We start from the raw sequence: 23400 nt of genomic DNA on the forward strand, positions 1-23400 counted from the left end.
CATTACAGCTGGCCCAGCACCGGCGTCTTCACGCGCACGTCGGCGTTCTGCCCGCGGTGGCGCAGCAGGTGGTCCATCAGCACGATGGCCATCATGGCCTCGGCAATCGGCGTGGCGCGGATACCCACGCACGGGTCATGACGGCCCTTGGTGATCACCTCAACCGGGTTGCCATCGACGTCGATGGAGCGGCCAGGGGTGGTGATGCTCGAGGTCGGCTTGAGGGCCAGGTGGGCAACGATCGGCTGACCGGAGGAAATACCGCCAAGAATGCCGCCGGCGTTGTTGCTGAGGAAGCCTTCCGGGGTCAGCTCGTCACGGTGCTCGGTACCGCGCTGGGCGACGCTGGCAAAACCTGTGCCGATTTCCACGCCCTTGACCGCGTTGATACTCATCAGCGCGTGGGCAAGCTCGGCATCCAGGCGATCGAAGATCGGCTCGCCCAGGCCGGGCATGACGCCTTCAGCGACCACGGTGATTTTCGCCCCGACCGAATCCTGGTCGCGGCGCAGCTGGTCCATATAGGCCTCGAGCTCCGGGACTTTGTCCGGGTCCGGGCTGAAGAAGGCGTTCTGCTCTACCGAATCCCAGGTCTTGAAGGGGATTTCAATCGGCCCGAGCTGGCTCATGTAGCCGCGGATGCGGATGCCCTGGGTGGCCAGGTACTTCTTGGCGATGGCACCGGCGGCCACGCGCATGGCGGTTTCCCGCGCCGAGCTGCGGCCGCCGCCACGGTAATCACGCTCACCGTACTTGTGGTGGTAGGTGTAGTCGGCGTGGGCCGGGCGGAACAGGTCCTTGATCGCCGAGTAGTCCTTGGACTTCTGGTCGGTGTTGCGGATCAACAGGCCAATGGAGCAGCCGGTGGTGCGGCCTTCGAACACTCCCGAGAGGATTTCGACTTCGTCGGCTTCCTGGCGCTGGGTGGTGTGGCGGCTGGTGCCGGGCTTGCGCCGGTCCAGGTCGTGCTGCAGGTCGGCCAGGGAAATCTCCAGGCCTGGCGGGCAGCCATCGACAATGGCGACCAACGCCGGGCCATGGCTTTCGCCAGCGGTGGTGACAGTGAACAGCTTGCCGTAGGTATTGCCGGACATGCAGGACGCTCCGCGAATCAGCCAGATTTGAACAAGAGCGCCAGTATACGCAGGCTAACCATTCAGTTCATCCCTGACGGCGAACCTTCTGCGCCCGGCCCGGTCCAAACCGCACTCTCTCGATAGTGGCCTGATGATGTTGCGTATTGTTGCGGTACTCACCCTGCTGTTCAGCGGCCTGGTCCAGGCTGCCGCTCCCACCGTGTTCCAGCGCCCGGTCAGCCTCGATACCGGCAGCGGCGTGCTGCACGGTAGCCTGCTGTTGCCGCGTACCGAGCAGCCACCACCGGTGGTGCTGATCATTGCCGGCTCCGGGCCCACCGACCGCGATGGCAACAACCCCTACGGCGGCAACACGGACAACCTCAAGCAACTGGCCCTGACCCTGGCGAAAAACAATATCGCCAGCGTGCGCTACGACAAGCGCGGCGTCGCGGCCAGCCTCGCGGCCACCCCGGACGAGCGCGACCTGACGGTAGAGCGCTATGTCGCCGATGCCGTGGCCTGGAGCCAGAAGATCAAATCCGACCCACGTTTCGGCCGCCTGATTCTGCTTGGCCACAGTGAAGGTGCGTTGATCGCCAGCCTTGCCGCCGAGCAAAGCGGCGCCAGCGCCGTGATCAGCATTGCCGGCAGTGGCTGGCCGATCGACAAGGCGCTGCGCGCACAGATATTTGAGCGGGTGCCCGGGCGCTACATGGCCAGTGCCGGCGATATCCTTGATCGCCTGAAAAACGGCAAGACCTCCTCTCGCGTGCCCCTGCCCCTGCAGGATGTACTGCGCCCCAGCGTGCAGCCCTACCTGATTTCGCTGTTCCGCCAGGACCCGGCCGAGGCCTTTGCCAAAGTCAAGGTACCGGCGCTGATCATCCAGGGCACCCATGACTTCCAGGTCAATGTCGACAACGCCGAGATCCTCAAGGCCGCCAAGCCGGATGCCGAGCTTGCCTTGATCAAGGGCATGAACCACATGCTGCGCATCGCACCGGAGCAAATCAGCCAGCAACGCGACAGTTATCTTGATCCGCAACTGCCGCAAGCGGCCGAACTGGGCAAGCGCGTTGTCGACTTCATTCAGCGGTTGCCCGCCAGCTGAGGCCCAATCGCAGAAATTACGCCTCCAGTCCGGGCCAGTCCTGCCGATAAAGTGGTGCTGGCTTCGTCAATGCGACCAGCCTGCTGCGCACATGAGGATTGCCGTGATGACCGAAGCCGCCCCCCAGGACACCGCCGAGACGACTGCCGAACAGGCAGCAGCGGAAGTTGCGCCCCTGCCCTGGGCCGATGTTGCCCCCGAACACTTCCAGATGCTGCGCCTGGCGCCGCTGCCGACCGACCGCAACAGCGGTGCGCGGCCGCTGCGCTTCGTCCAGTACGGCTATGCCGAACGCCACAACAAACAGACCAGCCTGCTACGCATGGCTATCCAGCTGCCGGCGCAGAAGGTGCGCAAGGAACAGAACCACCTGGATGTATGGGTCGACCACGAAGAAAAACGCGTGACCTTCAGCCCTGACTCCGGCCTGCAGATCGAGCCGCTGAACCGCGGCCTGGGGCGTTTTCTGATGAACCAGGCGGTGACCTGGGCGCAACGCAAGTGGCCGCACTATCGGGTCGAAGGCGCGGCCCTGCCGAACAAGGACGCCCTCAACGAAGACACCCGTCTGCGCCGTGACCATGTGCTGCGCAGTCATGGCCTGGAGGTCGAGTACGCTGATGCCCAGCACCTGAAGGGACGCTTTGTCGATGTGCAGGTCGGTGAACTCAAGGGCGGCTGGAACAGTGACAAGGTGCAGCGGGTGGAGATACTCGATGCTGCGCAGATGCTGCAACAGGCCGAGCAGAGCCTGCAGGAAAAAGAAGCGCAATTGCGCGAGCGTGACGAGCGGGTCAGCAAGTACCGCCGTGAAGACAGCGGGCTGCGCTTTACCATCACCTGCCTGGTGGCCTTTGCGGTGTTTCAGGCGGGGTTGTTGATCTGGATTGCGACTCACCGCTAAAAAGCCTCGCTGGCACGCCAGCTCTCACAAGGGCAATTTGTGGGAGCTGGCGTGCCAGCGATGGATTCACTGCAAACCTGAAGCCTTACACCTTCGAGGCAAACAACTCCTGATGCTGCCGGCACTGCTGCGCCGTGAGCATGAACACCCCGTGCCCACCCCGCTCGAACTCCAGCCAGGCGAAATCCACTTGCGGATACAGCGCCTCGACATGCACCTGGCTGTTGCCAACCTCGACGATCAGCAACCCCTTCTCGGTCAGGTGATCGGCCGCTTCGGCCAGCATCCGCCGCACCAGGTCCAGGCCGTCATTGCCGCAGGCCAGGCCCAGTTCCGGTTCGTGATGATATTCCTCGGGCATGTCGGCAAAGTCTTCGGCATCGACATACGGCGGATTGGACAGGATCAGGTCGAAGCGCTGCCCCGGCAGACCGCCGAAGCCATCGCCCTGCACGGTATAGACGCGCTCTTCCAGGCCATGACGCTCGATGTTCTGGTTCGCCACCTCCAGTGCCTCGAAGGACAGGTCGGCCAGCACCACTTCAGCGTCCGGGAACACTTCGGCGCTGACGATGCCGATGCAGCCAGAGCCGGTGCACAGGTCGAGGATGCGCGCAGGCTCGCTGGCCAGCCACGGCTCGAAACGTTTTTCGATCAGCTCGCCAATGGGTGAGCGCGGAATCAGCACGCGCTCGTCAACGATGAACGACAAACCACAGAACCAGGCCTCACCGAGCAGGTAGGCGGTGGGTACGCGGTCTTCGATGCGGCGCTTGAGCAGGCGCTGGAGATTGACCAGTTCGTCGTCTTCCAGCTGACAGTCCAGATAGGCGTCGGCGACTTCCCAGGGCAGATGCACCGACCCCAGCACCAGCAGCCGCGCTTCATCCCAGGCGTTGTCGGCGCCATGACCGAAAAACAGGCCCTGCTCGTGGAAACGGCTGACGGCCCAACGGATATGATCGCGCAGGGTGCGCAAGCGAGAAGTGATCACAACAGACTCCTTGAAAGACGACCTGCGATTCTAACAGCCCGGCAGCAGAAATGATCGGCAAAAACACCCTGTAAGGATATCGCCAAGCTGGCTGCAGGCCACTAACGACGCTGGTTGTACGCGAAGCGATTCACATAAGTGCTCAGGCAGGGGACAATAGGGTAAAAGCCCTATCCAAAGGAGCCCTTGATGTCTGTTCCAACGACGATGTTCCACCTCAGCGGTCGCGGCTATCCGCCGGCCAAGCTGAACAATGCCAGCCTGGTGATTATCGATGCGCAAAAGGAGTACCTCAGCGGTCCCCTGGCGCTCTCGGGCATGGATGCTGCCGTGGCCAACATCGCTAAAATGCTCGAGGCGGCCCGCAAGGCCGGGCGCCCGATCATCCACGTGCGTCACCTGGGTACCGTCGGCGGCATGTTCGACCCGCAGGGCCCGCGCGGTGAGTTCATCCCGGGCCTTGAGCCGCAGGGCGATGAGGTGATCATCGAAAAACGCATGCCCAATGCCTTCAAGAACACCACCCTGCATGAAACCCTGCAGAAATACGGCCACCTGGACCTGATCGTCTGCGGCTTCATGAGCCACTCCAGCGTCAGCACCACCGTGCGCCGGGCCAAGGATTACGGCTACCGCTGCACCCTGATCGAAGATGCTTGCGCCACCCGCGACCTGCCCTTCAAGGATGGCGTGATCCCGGCGGCGCAGATTCAGCAGAGCGAGATGGCGATCATGGCCGACAACTTTGCCTGTGTAGCGCCGACCACCAGCCTGATCTGAGCGACCGCCCGGCAGCCGGGCGGAACCACCTCAGGGCTTTTCGGTCCAACGCCGGATATCCATAGAGGAAATCGGAATGAAAATATCCGATGGTTTCGATGCCAAGCGCTTACGCCCACGCACGCCCCGCAACTGGGGCATGCGCTTTGCGGCGGCGTTCTCGGCGTTGCTGGCAACCGCTGGCGTGCTCCTGGCCATGGCCGGCGCCGCCAGCCTGCTGGGACGCCCCGCTGCCCTGGGCGAGCTCAATGCCAACCCGGCCGGTGCCAGCGTCTTGCTCGGCCTTGGCCTGTTGCTGCTGTACCTGGGCGTGTGGTTCTGGCGCCGCAGCCGTTTGCGCCTGCGTCGCAGCCGCGAGCTCAACCTGTCACCGCACCTGATGAAAAAACACGATTGACTGCACGCCGTGGGGGAGTCGCGTAAACTACGCCGCCCAGGCGGAGGCTTACATGCAAGACGACGATTTTTCCCTGTTCAAAAGCGAGATGCGCGGTGTCAAGCCGATCACGCATGATCGCGCCGAAGTCGGTAAACCCAAGGCCGACCGCAAGAAACTGGCGGGCCTGCGCCAGGCCGCGACAGTGCGCAGCGACCAGACCGTGGTCGATGGCCTGTCGGACCAGTTCGTCATTGATGTCGGCCCTGAAGACGACCTGCACTGGAGCCGTGACGGCGTCCAGGAAAGCCAGATGCGCAAGCTCAAGCTTGGCCAGATCGGCTTCGAAGGCAGCCTTGACCTGCATGGCATGAATGTCGAAAAGGCGCGGGAAACCCTCTGGGCCTTCCTCGCCGAAGCGACCCGTTTCGAAGTGCGCTGCGTGCGCGTCACCCATGGCAAGGCGGTACGCCTGGATGGCAAGCGGCCGATGATCAAGAGCCACGTCAACACCTGGCTGCGCCAGCACCCGCAAGTCCTTGGTTTTACCTCGTGCCAGGCCCGCCATGGCGGTACTGGCGCGGTGTATGTCATGCTCAAGCGAACCATGCTCGAAGGCCGCGACGAGTAACGCCGTACTTGCAGCGCCGCCGTCGCCGCCGTACCCTTCGCGTTTGCGATAAAATCCCACAGGTAGATCCATGTCCCTGGAACAGAACTACACCGCGATCCTTGGCCAGCTTGGCGAGGATATCTCCCGCGAGGGCCTGCTCGACACGCCCAAACGGGCAGCGAAGGCCATGCAGTACCTTTGCCGCGGTTATGAGCAAACCCTGGAAGAAGTGACCAACGGCGCCCTGTTCAGCTCCGATAACAGCGAGATGGTCCTGGTCAAGGACATCGAGCTGTACTCGCTGTGCGAGCACCACATGCTGCCGTTCATCGGCAAGGCCCACGTTGCCTACATCCCTGACGGCAAAGTCCTGGGGCTGTCGAAGGTGGCGCGGATCGTCGACATGTACGCACGTCGCCTGCAGATCCAGGAAAACCTCAGCCGCCAGATCGCCGAAGCGATCCAGAAGGTCACCGGCGCCCTGGGCGTGGCGGTGGTCATCGAGGCCAAGCACATGTGCATGATGATGCGCGGTGTGGAAAAACAGAACTCGACCATGATCACTTCGGTGATGCTCGGCGAGTTCCGTGAAAACGCCGCGACCCGCAGCGAGTTTCTCAGCCTGATCAAGTAAGCGAACCAGACTGCAAGCCGACCTTTCGTGGTCGGCTTTTTTTATTCTCAGGAGTTGCCATGATCGTCAAAGCACTGCGTGTGGGCCTCGGCCAATTGATTGTGTTCGGTGACTGGATCAGCCGCCCGGCCAAGCTCAAGCGCGACCCGGCCGCCCAGGCCCGGGTCGAGCAACAGGCCGAGGGCCTGAGCCTGTACCAGTTCCACGCTTGCCCATTCTGCGTGAAAACCCGCCGCACCCTGCACCGCCTGAATGTGCCGGTTGCGCTGCGCGACGCCAAGAACAACGAACAGGATCGCCAGACCCTGCTCGCCGAAGGCGGCAAGATCAAGGTACCGTGCCTGCGTATCGAGGAAGACGGCAAGACCACCTGGATGTATGAATCCAAGGTGATCATCGACTACCTCAACAAGCGTTTTGCCGCCTGATCGCTCAACCGAGCATGGTCACGTGACGGGGATGGCTGGCCACACGTTCCAGCCATGCCTGGATGCCCGGGTACTCATTAAGGTCGAACCCGCCCTGATGGGCGACATGGGTGTAGGCGTACAGCGCGACATCGGCGATCGAATAGTTATCGCCCACCAGGTATGGCGTCAGCTGCAGTTGCTTCTCCATCACCCGCAGGGCCTTGTAGCCGCCCTTGTGCAGGGTCTTGTATTCCTCCAGCCGGTCTTGCGGCAGCCCCAGGTAGAACTGGATGAAGCGCGCCACGGCGATGTACGGCTCATGGCTGTACTGTTCGAAGAACTGCCATTGCAACACCTGGGTGCGTAAACGCGGTTCGGTGGGCAGGAACTCGCTGCCATCGGCCAGGAAGTTGAGAATCGCGTTGGACTCCCACAGGTAGGTGCCATCTTCGAGCTCCAGCACCGGCACCTTGCCGTTGGGGTTCATGGTCAGGAACGCCGGGGTTTCCGTCTCGCCCTTGAGGATATCCACCGAATGCCATTCATAAGGCAGGTCGAGCAGGTGCAACATCAGCTTGATCTTGTAGCAGTTGCCCGACTGGTAGTCGCCGTAAACCTTGTACATCACTCCCCCTCTTCGTAAGGCTCAATCGTACCCGCGCCCATAGTTGGCGACTGTACGGCTAATTGCAATGCCTGCTGTATGGCAAAGATCAACAGTGTGCGCGGTAGTCTGAAATACCTGCTTACATCCAGCACAAGGAATGCCCCGATGCCCGATGCCACGTCCGCGCAATTGCGCCCTTTGGCCGACTCCTCGCCGTCCGCGCTAGTGGCCGGTTTCATTGCCATGCTCACCGGTTACACCAGCTCCCTGGTGCTGATGTTCCAGGCCGGTCAAGCAGCCGGTTTGACCACCGGGCAAATTTCTTCGTGGATCTGGGCGCTGTCGATCGGCATGGCAGTGTGCAGCATCGGCCTGTCGCTACGTTATCGCACGCCGATCACCGTCGCCTGGTCGACGCCCGGCGCGGCGCTGCTGATCACCAGCCTGGGTGGGGTCAGCTATGGCGAAGCGATTGGTGCCTACATCACCTGCGCAGTGCTGGTGGTGATCTGTGGGATGACCGGTAGCTTCGAGCGCCTGGTCAAGCGCATTCCGGCGTCGCTGGCCTCGGCGTTGCTGGCGGGGATCCTGTTCAAGATCGGTAGCGAGATTTTCATTGCCGCCCAGCATCGGACCGCATTGGTGCTGGGCATGTTTTTCAGCTACCTGCTGATCAAGCGCGTGTCGCCTCGCTACTCGGTGCTGGCGGCGCTGGTGGTCGGTACTGTGTTGTCCGCAGCCATGGGCCTGCTCGACTTCAGCGGTTTCAGCCTGGAAGTGGCCACGCCGGTGTGGACCACGCCAAGCTTCTCCCTGGCCGCCACCATCAGCATCGGCATTCCATTGTTCGTGGTAGCCATGACCTCGCAGAACATGCCCGGTGTCGCCGTGCTGCGCGCTGACGGCTACCAGGTACCGGCCTCGCCGCTGATCACGGTAACCGGCCTGGCCTCGCTGGTGCTGGCCCCGTTCGGCTCCCACGGCGTCAACCTGGCGGCCATCAGCGCGGCGATCTGCACCGGGCCGCATGCCCACGAAGACCCGAACAAGCGTTACACCGCAGCGGTCTGGTGCGGGATTTTCTACGGCATCGCCGGGGTTTTCGGCGCCACCCTGGCGGCGCTGTTCGCGGCCCTGCCCAAGGAGCTGGTGCTGTCGATTGCCGCCCTGGCGCTGTTCGGCTCGATCATGAACGGCCTGACCGTGGCGATGAACGAGGCCAGGGAGCGCGAAGCTGCGCTGATCACCTTCATGGTCACAGCGTCCGGCTGTACCCTGTTCTCGATCGGATCGGCGTTCTGGGGGATTGTTGCCGGGGTGCTGACCTTGATGATACTCAACTGGCGTAAATAGTCGTAGGGACGCCGCTCCTACAGGCGAAAATGCCCGACCATCCCCTTCAAGTCATTGCCCAACTGCGCCAGCTCGATACTTGAGCTGGCGTTGCCCTGCATGGCCAGCGCCGACTGATCGGCGCTGCTGCGGATCTGGGTGACGCTGCGGTTGATCTCTTCGGCCACCGAACTTTGCTGCTGCGCCGCCGCGGCAATCTGCTGGTTCATCTGCTGGATCAACGACACCGCCGCGGCAATGCTGCCCAGGGCGCTTTCCGTGTGCAGGGCATCGCTGACGGCCAACTTGACCAACTCGGCACTGCCCTGGATCTGCGCCACCGAGGCCTGGGCACCACTGCGCAAGCTGCTGACCAGGCGCTCGATTTCCTCGGTTGATTGCTGGGTGCGCCGGGCCAGCGCCCGCACCTCGTCGGCGACCACGGCAAAACCACGCCCCTGCTCACCCGCCCGCGCGGCCTCGATGGCGGCATTGAGCGCCAGCAGGTTGGTCTGTTCGGCGACGCTCTTGATCACTTCAAGTACCTGGCCGATGTTCTGCACTTCGCTGCTGAGAGTCTCGATGCTCTGGCTGGCTGACTCGGCGGAAGTTGCCAACTGTTCGATACGCTGCATGCTCTGGCGTACCACCTGTTGACCGCTTTCCACCTTGTCATCCGCCGTTTGCGCCGCCTGGGCAGCCTCTTCGGCGTTGCGTGCGACATCATGCACGGTGGCGGTCATCTGCTGCATGGCAGTGGCCACCTGCTCGGTCTCATCCTTCTGACTGTTGACCTCGCGATTGGTCTGTTCAGTGACCGCCGACAGCGACTGGGCGTTGCTGGCCAGTTGTTCGATACCGTTTTGCAGGCCGCTGACGATTGCGCTCAAGCCCGTGCCCATCTGCTGCATGGCCAGCATCAACTGCCCGACCTCATCCTGGCGGTAGACACCGATATCACCGCGCAGGTCGCCGGCGGCAATCTGCTGGGCACGGCCCATTACCTGACGCAGCGGCCCGACCACCGCGCGGGTGATCAGCCAGGCCGCCAGCACGCCCACCAGCAGTGCCAGCAGCGAGGCCGCAAGGATCAGTATGGCGTTGTTCTTCAACTCACTTTGCATGGCCCGGTCTTCAGCGAGATAGGCTTGATCGACCTGGCCGGTGATCTGCTCGGCACGTGCCTGCAATTGCTGCTTGAGCTGCTGCTCGCGGCCGAGCAGGTCGGTGTATTCGGCGAGCTTTTCACTGAAACTGACGATATGCGTGCCGACTTCGCCAAGCACGGTCTGATAACCGGCATCGGTCACGGCGGCCTTCAACTGCTCGACCAGGGCAGCAGCCTGTTCGGTCTGTTCAATGCGACCCTGGCGCGCGTCTTCGGCGCCCTTGCGGTTCTGCTCCAGGCGCACCCGCGCCTCATCCATGGCCTGCAGCATCAGGCGCGCGACCTGGGCCACCTGCCCGGCCTGCTCGACGAACTCGGCGCCCTGCTGGCCCTGGGTGTCCTTGAGGGTGTAAGTACCGTCATCGGCCAGCCCGGACTGCAGCACATCGAGGTTGTTGGCAACGCTGGAGACCGACCAGCTGGCCATGTCCAGTGCCAGCTCCTTGGCCTGGGTCAGCTCGACGAACTGGTCGAAGGCCTGGCGGTAGTCGCTCAGCGCCTGCTCGACGCCGGCCAGTTGCACCAGCGCCCGCGCTTGCTCCTGCAGCGCTTCGACACGCTGATGCACAGCCTCTACCGCCTTGGGATCGGAGCGCAGGGCGAATGCCTGCTCCTGCAAACGGGTGTCGAGCAGTGCGGTATTGAGCGCCGCCATCTGCTTCAAGCCATCGAAACGTTGCCCGACGCTGTGCAGCGCGGCGCCCCCCGCCGCAGCCACCACCGCAGTCAACAGCAACACCAGGGCAAACCCCAACCCAAGCTTGCGGGCCATGCCCAGGTTGGCGAAAAAACCACGCTTGGCCGAACTCATCGCACTTCCCCCCGATACCCGCAAATGCATCAAGGGTGAAGAGTGGCAACGGCGCGGCCAGCGGCACAAGATCCCGGCGTCGGAATAATGGCAAAAAGCTACAGTCGCGTCGTTTTCAGGACAGCCGAGGTCGCCCGGCACGTTGGAAGAACGCCTGCGCGCGCTGGTCCTGCGCATAGGCGACATTGATCCGTAACCAGTCGCAAGCAGCGCCCTGATCGAAAGCACTGCCCGGCGCCAGCAGCACCGAACAGGCCTGCGCCTCACGGTTCAGCTCAGCGAAATCCCGCCCCGGGCAGCGGGCCCAGACGAACATGCCGCCGTACGGCTCAGTGAACACTTCCCAGCCATTGGCTTCCAATTGCCCCAGGGCCTTGGCCATATGCTGGGCCAGTCGCACGCGCAAGCGGGCGATGCTTTTTCGGTAACTACCGTTGCCCAGCATCTGCGCCACGACCTGCTCGGTAAAGCGTGAAGTGCCCAGGCCACTGACCATTTTCAATTCAGCCAGGCGAGCGACCAGATCAGGCCTGGCCACCAGATAGCCAACCCGCAGCGAACTGCTCAATGTCTTGGAGAAGCTGGCCAGGTAAATCACCCGCTGCTCGGCATCCAGGGTTGCCAGGCGCGTGACCGCACTGTCCTGAAAATCCGCGTAGATGTCATCCTCGATGATCAACACGTCATGTTCACGGGCCAGTTCCAGCAAGCGATAAGCGGCCTTGGGCGACAGGCTGCTGCCGGTGGGGTTCTGGTACAGGCTGTTGATGTACAGGCAACGCGGGCGGTGCCGTTTGAGCAGGTCTTCCAGCACATGCAGATCAGGGCCCTGAGGGGTTCGCGGCACGTGGAGCATGTCCACCTGATGCTGGCGCAGGAGGCTGTACAGGTTGTAGTAACCCGGGCTTTCTACCAGCACCTTGTCGCCGGGCTTGAGCAGTGTGCGCACCAGCAGGTCGAGGGCGTGGCTGGCGCCCTGGGTGGTGAGGATCTGCTCAGGCGCGGCCTGGATGCCGATCTGCTCCAGGCCCTTGTGCAACTGCGCGCGCAGGCTGGCCAGGCCCAACGGCGGGCAATAGTCGATCAAGTCTTCAAGCGCGCCACGGCTGACCTGACGCACCGCCTGGGCAATCGCCTCGGTGGCGCGCCAGTTGGAAGGCACCCAGCCACAGCAGAGCTTGAGCAGCTCAGCCGGATCGTCAGTGAACTGCTGCCATCGGCTGTCAAATGCCTCGTCGCGGATCGGCTGATCAACCAGAGGCATCTTGAGCCGCTGTTCGGCAACAAAAAATCCGGCGCCATGACGCGCCTGCAACCAGCCCGCCGCCACCAGCCGGTCGTAGGCTTCGATCACGCAGGACTGGCTGACGCCCTGCTCCCGGGCCAACTGACGTATCGACGGCAAGCGGCTACCGGGGCGTAGGCGCTGGCCTTCGATCCAGGCCTGCAGCTGCCCAGTCAATTGCTGTACCAGCGGGATGGCGGAGTGACGATCAAGGCTGAGGTGCATGGCAAAGTGTTCGTGGATTTTGTCCGAACAGTTAATCACAAAACCCTCGCCAGTGTGCCTTGTGACGCCCTGCCGGGCGCCGGATAGTCAGCCCCTCGACAAGGAGCCGACCATGCCCACCCAGCGCCACCCCGCCCTACTGGCTTTTGCCCTGTGCCTGATCACCTTCGCGGTCAATCTGCAGGCACCGTTGTACACCACCTATGCCGAGCTTTCCGGTTATGGTGCCGGGGCCACGGCCATGGCGTTCTCCGGCTATGTGCTGGGGGTGATACCGGTGCTGCTGTTGCTCGGCGGCCTGGCCGACCGGGTCGGGCGCCGTCCGTTGATCCTCGTCGCCCTGGCCTTGTCGATGCTTGCCACCCTGCTGATGCTGCTGGCCCCTGTCTTGGAAACCCTGGGCCTGGCACGCCTGCTGCTCGGTATCGGCACCGCACTGGCGTCGGCCACCGGCACCGCCTACATGAGCGAACTGATGCACGCTGGCGACAACCGCCATGCTGCCACCTTGGTCACCGCCAGCACCTCGCTGGGCTTTGGCCTCGGCGCGGCGCTGACCAGCCTGTTTCTGCTTAGCGGCCCAAGCCTGACGCCTGGCAGCTTCTACCTGCACCTGGCAGTGGCCTGCCTGGCAATGCTGGCGGTATGGCAGTTGCCCGACCGGCGCCTGGACAATCCCGCCGCCCTGTTGCGCTTGCCCTACTACCCTGCCGGCAGCTTGCCCTACGGCCTGGCAATCCTGCTGGCCTGGGCCTGTGTCGGCCTGGTGATCGCCTTGCTGCCGTCGATCCTCAAACAGCATGGCCTGGCCAACTGGTCAGGGTTCTCGACCTTTTGCGTGATCAGTTGCGGGCTGCTGTTCCAGCCGCTGGCCAAGCGCCTGGCGCCAGTGCGGGCCACGGCCATTGGCCTGGTGATACTGCCTTGCAGCTATGCACTGCTGGCCTGGGGGGCGGACGGCGGCGCGCTGGCCGCCGTGCTGCTGGGCACCATCGCCGCCAGCAGCGCTTGTTATGGCTTTGTTTACCTTGGCGGCCTGTCAGCAGTGAACAGCCTGGCAGGCGAGGAAAAAACCCGTGCCAGCGCAGGTTTCTTCCTTCTGGCCTACATGGGCTTCAGCCTGCCGGTAATCATCACCGGGTTGCTGGTCGACCGCCTCGGGCCGGGCACCGCCCTGCTGGTGTTCGGCCTGGTGCTGCTGGCCGGTTGCCTGCTGGTCGGCCTGGCCCTGGCACGCAGCCACAAGGCGCTCGCCGAGCCAATGCTGACGGCAGTCAAATAGCCGTGGCACCACCATCGACCGCCAGGGCCTGGCCGGTGGTGAACGCGGCGCCGTCGCTGCACAGGTAAAGCACCGCACTGGCGATTTCCTCGACCTTGCCGATGCGCCCAACCGGGTGCATGGCGGCGGCGAACTCGGCCTTGCGCGGGTCAGCCTCATAGGCGCGGCGGAACATGTCGGTGTCGATCACCGCCGGGCACACGGCGTTGACGCGGATTTTTTTCTTGGCGTATTCGATGGCCGCCGACTTGCTCAAGCCGATCACCGCATGCTTGGAGGCGCTGTAGATGCTCATCTTCGGCGCCGCCCCCAGCCCCGCCACCGACGCCGTATTGACGATAGCGCCACCCCCTTGGGCCAGCATCAACGGCAACTGGTACTTCATGCACAGCCACACGCCCTTGACGTTGACACCCATGATCGCATCGAACTCCGCTTCGCTGCCTTCGGCCAGGCGACCCTGCTCGATCTCGATGCCGGCGTTGTTGAAGGCGTAGTCCAGGCGCCCATACGCCTCCACGGTGCGCGCCATCAGTTGCCGCACATCAGCCTCGCGAGTGACGTTGCAACTGACGAACAAAGCCTCGCCGCCGCGACTGCGGATCAACTCGACCGTGCCGTCGCCGCCAGCCTGATCCAGGTCGGCTACCACTACCTTCAACCCTTCGGCGGCAAACGCCAGTGCCGTCGCCCGGCCAATCCCCGCAGCACCACCGGTGACCAGGGCAACCTGGCCGGAAAAACTCATGCTCATCGCTAGCTCCCGCAACAAAGTAAGGTCAGTGCTGAGGAGTCTAGGCAGCGATCAGCAGCGTTGGGCAGCATCATCAGGACGCCGGTTGAAGCACTATCGGCGTGGGTGATTGTCTTTGCCCTGCTCAATCAGCTCAGTGGATTGCAGTGTATTCGCCAGGCGGGTAAACCTTGCCGGTTGGCCGATCTGGGTCTATCAACAAACATTGCCCTTCAAACGAGAGCCTTGCCATGACTGCCCAGAGCAACCGCCGCTTCCTCCTCGCCAAACGCCCGATCGGCGCCGTCACCCGCGACGACTTCACTTACGAACAAGTGCCAGTGGCTCAACCGGCTGAAGGCCAGGTGCTGGTGAAGAACCTCTACCTGTCCCTGGACCCGGCCATGCGCGGCTGGATGAACGAAGGCAAGTCATACATCCCACCGGTAGCCCTGGGCCAGGTGATGCGCGCGCTGGGCGTCGGCGAAGTGATTGCATCCAAACACCCGGGCTTCGCCGTCGGTGATCACGTCAACGGCGCGCTGGGCATCCAGGACTATTTTGTCGGCGAGCCCCAGGGCTTCTACAAGATCGACCCGAAACTGGCGCCGCTGCCGCGTTATCTGTCGGCCCTGGGCATGACCGGCATGACCGCCTACTTCGCCCTGCTCGAAGTCGGTGCGCCCAAAGCAGGAGAAACCGTGGTGATCTCCGGCGCTGCCGGCGCCGTCGGCAGCATTGCCGGGCAGATTGCCAAGCTCAAGGGTTGTCGCGTGGTGGGGATCGCCGGCGGCGCCGAGAAATGCCAGTACCTCAAGAGTGAACTGGGCTTTGACGGCGTCATCGACTACAAGGCCGAAGATGTCCTCGAAGGCCTCAAGCGCGAGTGCCCGAAAGGCGTCGATGTCTATTTCGACAACGTTGGTGGCGACATTCTCGATGCCGTGCTCAGCCGCCTGAACTTAAAGGCACGCGTGGTCATTTGCGGCGCCATCAGCCAGTACAACAACAAACAAGCGGTCAAAGGCCCGACCAACTACCTGTCACTGCTGGTCAACCGTGCGCGCATGGAAGGCTTCGTGGTGATGGACCATGCCGCCAACTATGGCAAGGCAGCGCAGGAAATTGCCGGCTGGCTGGCAACCGGCAAGGTGAAGAGCAAGGAAGACGTGGTCGAAGGGCTGGAAAGCTTCCCCGAAACACTGTTGAAGCTGTTTAGCGGGGAAAACTTCGGCAAGCTGGTGCTTAAGCCCTGATTTCAGCGACCACGGCCGCCAGTGCCTGGGCAGGATCGGCGGCCTGGCTGATCGGGCGGCCGATCACCAGGTAGTCGGAGCCGGCATCCAGGGCCTGGCGCGGGGTCAGGATGCGACGCTGGTCGTCCTGGGCGCTGCCGGCCGGGCGAATACCCGGGGTCACCAGTTGCAGAGACGGGTGCGCAGCCTTCAGCGCCGGAGCTTCCAGGGCCGAGCACACCAGCCCGTCCATACCAGCCTTCTCGGCCAGGGCCGCCAGACGCAGCACCTGTTCTTGCGGCTCGATGTCCAGGCCGATACCGGCCAGATCCTCACGCTCCATGCTGGTCAGCACGGTCACGCCGATCAGCAGCGGCTGCGGGCCGCTACGCTGGGCCAGCACCTCACGGCAGGCCGCCATCATGCGCAGGCCACCGGAGCAGTGCACGTTGACCATCCACACGCCCATCTCCGCCGCGGCCTTGACGGCCATGGCGGTGGTGTTGGGGATATCATGGAATTTCAGGTCGAGGAACACTTCGAAGCCCTTCTCGACCAGGGATTCGACGATGCCCGACGCGCTGCTGGTGAACAGCTCCTTGCCGACCTTGACCCGGCACAGGGCGGGATCGAGCTGATCGGCCAGCTTCAGGGCGGCGTCACGGGTAGGGAAATCCAGGGCGACGATGATGGGCGTCTGGCAGGCGGACATGGGCTGGTCTCTTGGCAAGTCTTGAACGGCGCGCATTGTAAACGAAGCGGCGGCCTGTGGGGGGCCGATGATCGCGAAATGACCGCGTCCCGCCCCAGCCCCTATAATTGAACCAATGAATGATGTGTTTGCTCCAATTTAATGAGGCAGCGTCATTCGCTGTTTAAAAGGAGAACTACATGCCCTGGTATGCCTGGTTGATTCTGGTCCTCGCAATCGGCTCCATCGTCGGTGGCCTGATGCTGCTGCGCGATACCGCGAAAAAGCTGCCCTTGACCGAGGAACAGCTTAAGCGCGTGCATGAGCGAAATGCTGAAATGGATGCCAAGGATGCGCAGGACCGCTGAGCCGTTTACGCGACTCGGCAACACACGGCGCTACTTGTAGCGCGCCGCCGACGAACTGCGCGACAGATTTGGCCCCAGCGCATCCCGGGCCTTGATGTAAGCCTGCCAATCCGCCACGTCCGGCAGTGACGGAATGGTCACCCGTTCTTTCTGGTCCAGGCCGCTGAGCGCCGCATCAACCATCTCCCCTACTTCCATCACCATCTGCGGGTCGATCTGGGTTACATCAAGGCCTGAGCGCTCGAAGATTTCCGTACGAGTCACCCCGGGTAGCACAGCCTGGACCTGTACCCCTTTATCTTTGAGCTCCCCTTGCAGCGTCTGGGTCAGGCTCAGGACATAGGCCTTGCTCGCGCTGTAGACCGCGTTGAACATCTCTGGCGCCAGGGCTACCACCGAAGCGAGGTTGATGATTATGCCGCGGCCGGCACTGGAAAACTGTGCTGCCGCCGCAGAGGCCAGGCGGGTCAAGGCGACGATATTGAGCGCGACCAATGCATCGATCTGTTCTGCCGTGGCATCCGCCAGGGTGCCGTGCAGGGCAATCCCGGCGTTATTTACCAGCACGCCAATATTCCCGTCGCTGCGCAGGCGTTGCTCGACCCGCGCCAGATCGTTCGATTGGGCGAGGTCTGCGGCCAACACCTCGACGTTGATACCGTGGCGCGCCTGAAGATCGCTCGCCAGGGCTTCAAGACGCTGGCGATCCCGTGCAACAAGCAACAGATCGTACCCGCGTGCGGCCAAGCGCTCGGCATAGACAGCACCGATTCCGGAAGAAGCGCCTGTAACGAGTGCAGTAAGTGGTACTGGATGGTCTGACATTGTCGTGGACTCCGGACTGAGGAAATGCAGGAAAGCGTCAAAATAAAATATTACCATCGTAATATTTATTCAATATGAACCGACCAAAGGTAACTGCAGCAATAGAAACGCCGGTCGATGACCGGCGCCTCTGTGCCCCTCTGGTCAGTTGACCGTGAGCTTGTCGCGATTGCGATCCAGCAGCGCCTTGCCGATGCCTTTGATCTCCAGTAGCTCATCCACCGAGGTGAAAGCTCCGTGTTCATCACGGTAAGCGACGATGGCTTCGGCCTTGGTCTTGCCGATCCCAACCAGGGCGGTTTGCAATGTAGAGGCATCAGCCTGGTTTAGGTCCAGTTTGGCAGTCGGTTGCAGGGTGACCATGGAAGTCGAAGGGCTTGTCTCTGGTTGCGGGGCCGCGCTGGTGGAAAGCGACACAGTGGTAAACAGAGGTAGCAGGAGGTAGGACAGGACAGTATTGCGCATGGACATGGATGGAGCTCCTTGTTGCTAGGTTTCAGGGGCAGCTTTACCTTGGCTGCCTTTGAAACCTAGAACGGCCACGATGAGAGTCAAATCTCTGGGCTGGGAGCAATCTTTACCAAATCAGACCAAAGCCTGCTGGGCGATATATGTCCTCGAAACACGGGGCTTTCAGCCTGCCTGGAAAGCGCATGTACAGCTGAGCAACAACGTTAACAAATGTGAAAACTACCAACCTGGGCGACCCAGCGTAGATTCACGAGCGGCAAACTCTAAGCTTGAACCCCGATTGAATCCAATCGGGGTTCAATAGCACCCAATGAAATTACACTTCTGTTCTGCGCTGCACATAGATGTGGTCGACGATTTCACCATCAGGAACATAGCCGTTGACGGTTTCACGAAGCAACTGCCGCACGTGAACAAAATCGTCCGCCTCCACAGAAACCAGCAAATCTGCCAATCGCTCTTTGAAGACGTCCCAATCCAGATATTCCTCATGGGCACGCATGATCATAGGGTGCTCGGTTGGCTGCACGTTATCACCAATCAACAGCTCCTCGTAGAGCTTCTCGCCTGGCCGCAAACCGGAGAACTCGATGGCTATATCGCCATGCGGATTCGAATTGGAGCGCACGCTCAAGCCCGACAGCTTGATCATTTTTTCCGCCAGATCGACGATCTTGACCGGTGCTCCCATGTCCAGAACGAAAACATCCCCCCCCTCTCCCAACGAACCGGCCTGAATAACCAGTTGCGCCGCTTCGGGGATGGTCATGAAATATCGAGTGATATTGGGATGTGTCACGGTCACCGGACCACCGCGCTTGATCTGCTCACGAAACAACGGTATCACCGAGCCCGAAGAACCCAACACATTTCCAAAGCGCACCATGGTGAAGCGTGTTTTGTTCACATGATGTACACCACTACCATCATTGAACAATGCCGGCGCCGCTTCACGACTCAAAGCCTGCAAAACCATCTCGGCCAACCGTTTGGTACTACCCATCACATTGGTCGGTCGCACGGCCTTATCCGTGGAAATCAGCACGAAGTTTTCCACGCCGCTCTTGATGGCCGCCTGGGCGGTATTCAAGGTACCCAGGAGGTTGTTCAGCACCCCTTCGGCAATGTTGTGTTCAACCATCGGCACATGTTTATACGCAGCGGCGTGGTAAACAGTGTCAACTCGCCATGTGCGCATCACATCCTGCAACCGTGCAGCGTTGCGAATAGAGCCAAGAATGGGCACCAATTGCAGTTGCAACGCTTCTCGAGCAATACGCCGCTCCAGTTCCCGATGAATACTGTAGAGGTTGAACTCGGAATGCTCGAACAGGATCAGCACTCGAGCTCCACATGCCATGATCTGGCGGCAAAGTTCTGAACCAATCGACCCGCCTGCACCGGTAACCAGCACAGACTGCCCTTTGATGCAGCGTTCAAACAACGCCTGCTGTGGCGGCACCGCATCACGCCCGAGCAAGTCAGCGATATCCACATCCTGAAGATCGTCAACCTTGACCTTGCCACTGGCAAGGTCCATGAAGCCCGGAATCGAGCGTACATGTAGCGGGAAAGGTTCGAGCATACCCAGTACTTCGCGTCGACGTGCGCGGGACGCAGAAGGAATCGCCAGCAAAATTTCGCTGGCGCCGGTCTCTTCTATCATCTGCTGAATATGTTTGGGCTTGTAGACGCGTATACCTGCAATGACACGATTGGCGATCGAAGAATCGTCATCGATAAATGCAACCGGCAACATAGATCGACCAGTGCGCAATGCGGCAACCAATTGATTACCCGCCGCCCCTGCCCCATAGATCGCCACCCGAACTCGGTTGTCGCCCCGCGTCGTCGATTGCTTCACGGACGGATCGAACCAATCCCCCATGAAGAATTGGCGCATTACCAAGCGCAGCCCGCCCAGCAACAGCAAGCTGAGCCACCAGTAGTTGAATACCATCGAGCGAGGAACAGCAACCGTGCTATCGCGATACCAGTAAACAACCAGCGCCAGTAACAAGGCCGAGAGTGACACGGCCTTGACGATTGCAATCAATGCATCGTTACCGAGGTAGCGCATAACCGCCCGGTACATGCCAAAGCGGATGAACAGCGGCAATGCGATCAAAGGCGCACAGATAAACAACCAACCGTGCCCGGCGAAAGGATGCACAACATCGAATTCCCCCAGGCGTACAACGAATGCCATCCACAGGGCAATCCAGACGAGGATCACATCGACAATTACCTGGAGCGTGCGCTTATGCCTTCTGGGCAAACCCAGCAGTCGTTGACGGATTCCATCGATTCGGTGCCAAACCATACTAACTCCTCAATCCTTTGCTGTCAGGGCTGTGCCTGGGGCAAAAACGGTATTGCGCTTAACGACGACGCCATAACCGGCACTGCACCCAGCCTGCAACCAAGCGCTGGACTCGATACGGACGCCACCAGCAATACTGACGCCAACCCCGAGGTGAACAAAATCTTCAACCACGGCATCATGGTCAACCACAGTACCGGCGTTGATGATTGCACCCGCCCCTACATGCACATCGACACCGACCACCGCCAGCGCCATGACCACGGAACCAGGCCCTATTTGCGCAGAGGCGCTCACACAGGCCTGAGGGTGGATCACTGTTGCCTGGGGCAAGCCTGCACTTGCAAGCGCCTCAAACCAGGTCTTTCGCAGTGTATTGCTGCCCACCGCCACCACAGCGCCCTGTGCCAGGTGAGCGACGTTGGCCAACCCAGCCACGTCTGCGACTATCTGACAACCAAATGCCTCACGTGCCTGCGGCCAACGGTCGTCGACAAACAGGACTGCTTGCCAGTGACCCGACAACAATGCCGCTTCAGCTACCGACTTGCCATGACCACCAGCACCGATGATTAAAAGTGTCTTGTTCAAAAAAACCTCAAATGAACATAGCATCAACTACATCATTTCATTCGCCCGGCCAACGTCGGCTGGGCGCAAGAAACTAGCTGAAACGAAATCTGAAAAACCTGACCGGGGAGACACATTCACTAAGCGCCAGGTTTGAAAAGTTTAGTCACACACCTGCGTTCAACCAAAAGGATTTCATACCGATCCCTTTGGCGGTGAATGCATTTTTTGTAGAGATTTCCCGCGTGCTACCGTGCATCGCCAAGTCAATGAACAGTGTCTATCGGGCGTAGCAACGTATCACCATCCTGATAGACGCACAAATTATCGGTAACAGCAGGGACATTCCCACCGTAGCCTGAGGCTAGTCGCCGTATCCGCGTGGATGCGAGGACTGCCATCGCCAGGTGTCGGCCATCATATCGTTCAAGGTCCGTTCAGCCTTCCATCCAAGCTCGCGTTCGGCCTTGGTGGGGTCCGCCCAACTTTCTGCGATATCGCCGGGGCGACGGGGGGCCAGGCGATAGGCAATCGCACGGTTACAGACTTGCTCAAAGGCGTGAACCATTTCCAGCACGCTGTAGCCCTTGCCCGTTCCCAGATTCCAGATATTGAGTCCATTTCTTTCACCCAGGGCCCGCAGCGCTTTCAGGTGGCCATCGGCCAAGTCGACCACATGGATGTAATCACGAACACCCGTGCCATCTACTGTTGGGTAGTCGGAGCCAAAAACCGTCAATTCCTTGAGCTTGCCGATTGCGACCTGGCTGATATAGGGCAGCAGGTTGTTGGGGATGCCATTGGGGTCTTCCCCCATCAGTCCGCTGGGGTGCGCACCCACAGGATTGAAGTAACGCAACAGCGCAACGCTCCAACGAGGGTCCGAGTTGACCAGGTCCGTGAGGATCTGCTCAGCCATCAGCTTTGACCGACCATAGGGGTTGGTCGGCGCGCCTGTCGGGAAGCTTTCATTGATGGGCATCTGCTCGGGCTCACCGTACACGGTAGCCGACGAGCTGAACACCAGCTTGAACACGCCTGCCGCCGCCATTGCCTGAGAAAGCGTCACGCTTCCCGCTACATTGTTCTCATAGTAGGCCAGCGGTTCGCGCATGCTCTGGCCCACGGCCTTGAGCCCGGCAAAGTGCAATACACTGGTAATACGATATTGGGCAAACAACTTGTCCAACACACCGCGGTCACATACATCCCCCTGCACAAATACCGGCTGGCGCCCGGTGATCTGGCAGGCACGGTCCAACGACCGTGCCGAGCTGTTGCACAGGTTATCCAATACGACCACGTCATGACCGGCGTCCAACAAGGCGACGACCGCATGCGAGCCAATGTAACCAGCACCGCCAGTTACCAGAACAGCGTCATCCATAAATCACCGAACACTCATCCCGATTGTGGTACTTGATTTGCCCAACATCAGTGCTTCTGCATGCCAGGTCTTATCATATTCATCCGGTATCTGCGCAAACCTCACCCGTGCCGCGCACCACTGGCGCAGTGCAGCCCGAAAGACTTCACACTACCGAAGGTTGTTCCAGCTCACCAGCGCGGTACTTGACTGCAAGCAATACCAGTGGGGCATAGGCAATCAACACAGCGAGCAGACCATCTACACCACCCAACCCGACCCAAAGCGCGATGGGCAACAACCAAAAAATGTTTATAGCGCCGACCGCCAATGTAACAGGCAGATGTCGACCAAAATGGCGGGAAGCATACTGGTAGGCATGGCTGCGGTGCGCCTCGTAGACCTTATCACCTCGCAACAGACGTCGCAGCAGTGTGAACGTGGCATCCACCACAAACACGCCCAACAAAATGATCCAACTCCAGAGCAACTGCGGCATTACCCAGGCAGCCTGTAGCGACAGGATGCCTAAAACAAGGCCCAGGAAACCACTACCGGCATCGCCCATGAAAATGCGTGCGGGAGGGAAATTCCAGAACAGGAAGCCGAGCACGGCACAAGCTAAAAGCATAGGCAGGAGCGCTGCCGTTGGTTGTCCCAACAGGAAGTAAAGCAGGGCGCCGCCCAGGCATACACAGATCGCCTCAACACTGGCGATGCCATCAATGCCATCCATGAAGTTGTAAAGATTCAGTAGCCAGACCAGGTAAACCGCAGCCAGCGCGTAGCCGAACCAGCCCAGATCGAGGGCAACACCAAAAACCACCAAGGATGGCAGACCACCGATCCAGAACAACGCCCACAGGGCGCTGGCAAAATGCCCAAGCAAACGCCAACGAGCCGCAATATGCCCATGGTCGTCGAGGAATCCCAGGGCTGCGACCGCCGCACCGCTACCGAGCAGAGCCCAGGTAGCAGACCAGGTTGCACCGCCCATCAGCGCAAGTAGCGGCAAGCCCATAAGGAATACCACCACAATTGCAACCCCCCCACCACGCGGCGTGGGAACCGAGTGCGAACTACGTGCGTTTGGCGTGTCAATCAAGCTACGAGCCAAGGCATAACGGCGCAAAGCACCGGTCAGTACAAACGCAAGACCGGTTACTACCGGCAACCACCACCAGAGATTCATCAACTAAACCTTATT

24 protein-coding genes and 1 pseudogene are annotated in these 23400 nt (G+C 61.0%); 11 read left to right on the forward strand and 14 right to left on the reverse strand.

Annotation, left to right across the window (positions count from 1 at the left end):
• Positions 1–2: 2 nt before the first annotated feature.
• Entirely contained in the window at positions 3–1094 is a 1092-nt protein-coding gene (aroC, locus tag KHO53_RS03100) for a chorismate synthase (protein WP_213569966.1), read from the reverse strand.
• Between the two features lie 133 nt (positions 1095–1227).
• Between aroC and KHO53_RS03105 the strand changes: the two genes are divergently transcribed.
• Complete coding sequence (locus KHO53_RS03105) at positions 1228–2190, forward strand: alpha/beta hydrolase (protein WP_010224078.1); 963 nt, start codon at positions 1228–1230, stop codon at positions 2188–2190.
• Positions 2191–2296: 106 nt separating this feature from the next.
• Positions 2297–3094, forward strand: coding sequence for a hypothetical protein (locus KHO53_RS03110; RefSeq protein ID WP_010224080.1), 798 nt, complete (start codon positions 2297–2299; stop codon positions 3092–3094).
• 85 nt (positions 3095–3179) lie between these two features.
• Here KHO53_RS03110 and prmB read toward each other — a convergent pair whose 3' ends face one another.
• The gene (gene prmB / locus KHO53_RS03115) at positions 3180–4088 is read right to left on the reverse strand and encodes a 50S ribosomal protein L3 N(5)-glutamine methyltransferase (RefSeq protein ID WP_010224082.1); all 909 of its coding nucleotides are present in this window, start codon (positions 4086–4088) and stop codon (positions 3180–3182) included.
• A gap of 189 nt (positions 4089–4277) precedes the next feature.
• Here prmB and KHO53_RS03120 point away from each other — a divergent pair, with 189 nt between their 5' ends.
• The 5 genes from KHO53_RS03120 to KHO53_RS03140 all read left to right on the forward strand — a co-directional run bounded on the left by KHO53_RS03120 (position 4278) and on the right by KHO53_RS03140 (position 6919).
• Positions 4278–4868, forward strand: a complete 591-nt coding sequence (locus tag KHO53_RS03120) for a cysteine hydrolase family protein (protein ID WP_010224084.1) — start codon at positions 4278–4280, stop codon at positions 4866–4868.
• Between the two features lie 76 nt (positions 4869–4944).
• Positions 4945–5265: a hypothetical protein gene (locus KHO53_RS03125; RefSeq protein ID WP_010224086.1), complete on the forward strand. Its 321-nt coding sequence runs from the start codon at positions 4945–4947 to the stop codon at positions 5263–5265.
• Positions 5266–5317: 52 nt separating this feature from the next.
• Positions 5318–5875: a Smr/MutS family protein gene (locus KHO53_RS03130; protein WP_010224087.1), complete on the forward strand. Its 558-nt coding sequence runs from the start codon at positions 5318–5320 to the stop codon at positions 5873–5875.
• A gap of 70 nt (positions 5876–5945) precedes the next feature.
• Complete coding sequence (gene folE / locus KHO53_RS03135; protein ID WP_010224088.1) at positions 5946–6491, forward strand: GTP cyclohydrolase I FolE; 546 nt, start codon at positions 5946–5948, stop codon at positions 6489–6491.
• Positions 6492–6550: 59 nt separating this feature from the next.
• Positions 6551–6919 (forward strand): glutathione S-transferase N-terminal domain-containing protein, encoded by a 369-nt coding sequence (locus tag KHO53_RS03140; protein WP_010224089.1) that lies wholly within the window; start codon positions 6551–6553, stop codon positions 6917–6919.
• A 4-nt stretch (positions 6920–6923) separates the two neighbouring features.
• Here KHO53_RS03140 and KHO53_RS03145 read toward each other — a convergent pair whose 3' ends face one another.
• The gene (locus tag KHO53_RS03145) at positions 6924–7526 is read right to left on the reverse strand and encodes a glutathione S-transferase family protein (RefSeq protein ID WP_010224090.1); all 603 of its coding nucleotides are present in this window, start codon (positions 7524–7526) and stop codon (positions 6924–6926) included.
• Positions 7527–7673: 147 nt separating this feature from the next.
• Here KHO53_RS03145 and KHO53_RS03150 point away from each other — a divergent pair, with 147 nt between their 5' ends.
• The gene (locus KHO53_RS03150) at positions 7674–8861 is read left to right on the forward strand and encodes a benzoate/H(+) symporter BenE family transporter (RefSeq protein WP_213569967.1); all 1188 of its coding nucleotides are present in this window, start codon (positions 7674–7676) and stop codon (positions 8859–8861) included.
• Between the two features lie 17 nt (positions 8862–8878).
• On the opposite strand, the gene KHO53_RS25905 is transcribed toward KHO53_RS03150, so the two are convergent.
• The 3 genes and pseudogenes from KHO53_RS25905 to KHO53_RS03160 all read right to left on the reverse strand — a co-directional run bounded on the left by KHO53_RS25905 (position 8879) and on the right by KHO53_RS03160 (position 12329).
• Positions 8879–9760: a methyl-accepting chemotaxis protein gene (locus tag KHO53_RS25905; RefSeq protein WP_374045282.1), complete on the reverse strand. Its 882-nt coding sequence runs from the start codon at positions 9758–9760 to the stop codon at positions 8879–8881.
• Positions 9740–11005 (reverse strand): annotated as a pseudogene (locus KHO53_RS25910) (HAMP domain-containing protein); the annotation flags it as partial. The gene KHO53_RS25905 and the pseudogene KHO53_RS25910, both read right to left, overlap by 21 nt.
• A complete protein-coding gene (locus tag KHO53_RS03160) occupies positions 10935–12329 on the reverse strand; it encodes an aminotransferase-like domain-containing protein (RefSeq protein ID WP_213569969.1) in 1395 nt (464 codons plus the stop codon). The gene KHO53_RS03160 and the pseudogene KHO53_RS25910, both read right to left, overlap by 71 nt.
• A 112-nt stretch (positions 12330–12441) precedes the next feature.
• On the opposite strand from KHO53_RS03160, the gene KHO53_RS03165 reads away from it, so the two are divergent.
• A complete protein-coding gene (locus tag KHO53_RS03165; protein ID WP_213569970.1) occupies positions 12442–13611 on the forward strand; it encodes an MFS transporter in 1170 nt (389 codons plus the stop codon).
• Here the strand turns inward: KHO53_RS03165 and KHO53_RS03170 are convergent.
• Positions 13604–14365, reverse strand: coding sequence for an SDR family oxidoreductase (locus KHO53_RS03170; protein WP_213569971.1), 762 nt, complete (start codon positions 14363–14365; stop codon positions 13604–13606). The two genes, KHO53_RS03165 and KHO53_RS03170, sit on opposite strands and share 8 nt — an antisense overlap.
• Before the next feature lie 230 nt (positions 14366–14595).
• Between KHO53_RS03170 and KHO53_RS03175 the strand changes: the two genes are divergently transcribed.
• Positions 14596–15600, forward strand: coding sequence for an NADP-dependent oxidoreductase (locus KHO53_RS03175; RefSeq protein WP_213569972.1), 1005 nt, complete (start codon positions 14596–14598; stop codon positions 15598–15600).
• On the opposite strand, the gene pyrF is transcribed toward KHO53_RS03175, so the two are convergent.
• The gene (pyrF, locus tag KHO53_RS03180; RefSeq protein WP_010224100.1) at positions 15590–16291 is read right to left on the reverse strand and encodes an orotidine-5'-phosphate decarboxylase; all 702 of its coding nucleotides are present in this window, start codon (positions 16289–16291) and stop codon (positions 15590–15592) included. The two genes, KHO53_RS03175 and pyrF, sit on opposite strands and share 11 nt — an antisense overlap.
• Before the next feature lie 179 nt (positions 16292–16470).
• On the opposite strand from pyrF, the gene KHO53_RS03185 reads away from it, so the two are divergent.
• Positions 16471–16638, forward strand: a complete 168-nt coding sequence (locus KHO53_RS03185) for a DUF2897 family protein (protein WP_010224101.1) — start codon at positions 16471–16473, stop codon at positions 16636–16638.
• A gap of 30 nt (positions 16639–16668) precedes the next feature.
• Here KHO53_RS03185 and KHO53_RS03190 read toward each other — a convergent pair whose 3' ends face one another.
• The 6 genes from KHO53_RS03190 to KHO53_RS03215 form a co-directional block, all read right to left on the reverse strand.
• Entirely contained in the window at positions 16669–17463 is a 795-nt protein-coding gene (locus tag KHO53_RS03190) for an SDR family NAD(P)-dependent oxidoreductase (protein ID WP_100782109.1), read from the reverse strand.
• Positions 17464–17607: 144 nt separating this feature from the next.
• Positions 17608–17928, reverse strand: coding sequence for a ComEA family DNA-binding protein (locus tag KHO53_RS03195; protein WP_213570607.1), 321 nt, complete (start codon positions 17926–17928; stop codon positions 17608–17610).
• A 322-nt stretch (positions 17929–18250) separates the two neighbouring features.
• Positions 18251–20257, reverse strand: a complete 2007-nt coding sequence (locus KHO53_RS03200; RefSeq protein ID WP_213569973.1) for a polysaccharide biosynthesis protein — start codon at positions 20255–20257, stop codon at positions 18251–18253.
• A gap of 9 nt (positions 20258–20266) precedes the next feature.
• Positions 20267–20848, reverse strand: a complete 582-nt coding sequence (locus KHO53_RS03205) for an acetyltransferase (RefSeq protein WP_249684244.1) — start codon at positions 20846–20848, stop codon at positions 20267–20269.
• Between the two features lie 343 nt (positions 20849–21191).
• The gene (galE, locus tag KHO53_RS03210; RefSeq protein WP_213569975.1) at positions 21192–22214 is read right to left on the reverse strand and encodes a UDP-glucose 4-epimerase GalE; all 1023 of its coding nucleotides are present in this window, start codon (positions 22212–22214) and stop codon (positions 21192–21194) included.
• A 145-nt stretch (positions 22215–22359) separates the two neighbouring features.
• Entirely contained in the window at positions 22360–23385 is a 1026-nt protein-coding gene (locus KHO53_RS03215; protein ID WP_213569976.1) for an MraY family glycosyltransferase, read from the reverse strand.
• Positions 23386–23400 lie beyond the last annotated feature (15 nt).

It is taken from the genome of Pseudomonas sp. RC2C2 (assembly GCF_018390435.1).
Lineage (GTDB): Bacteria > Pseudomonadota > Gammaproteobacteria > Pseudomonadales > Pseudomonadaceae > Aquipseudomonas > Aquipseudomonas donghuensis.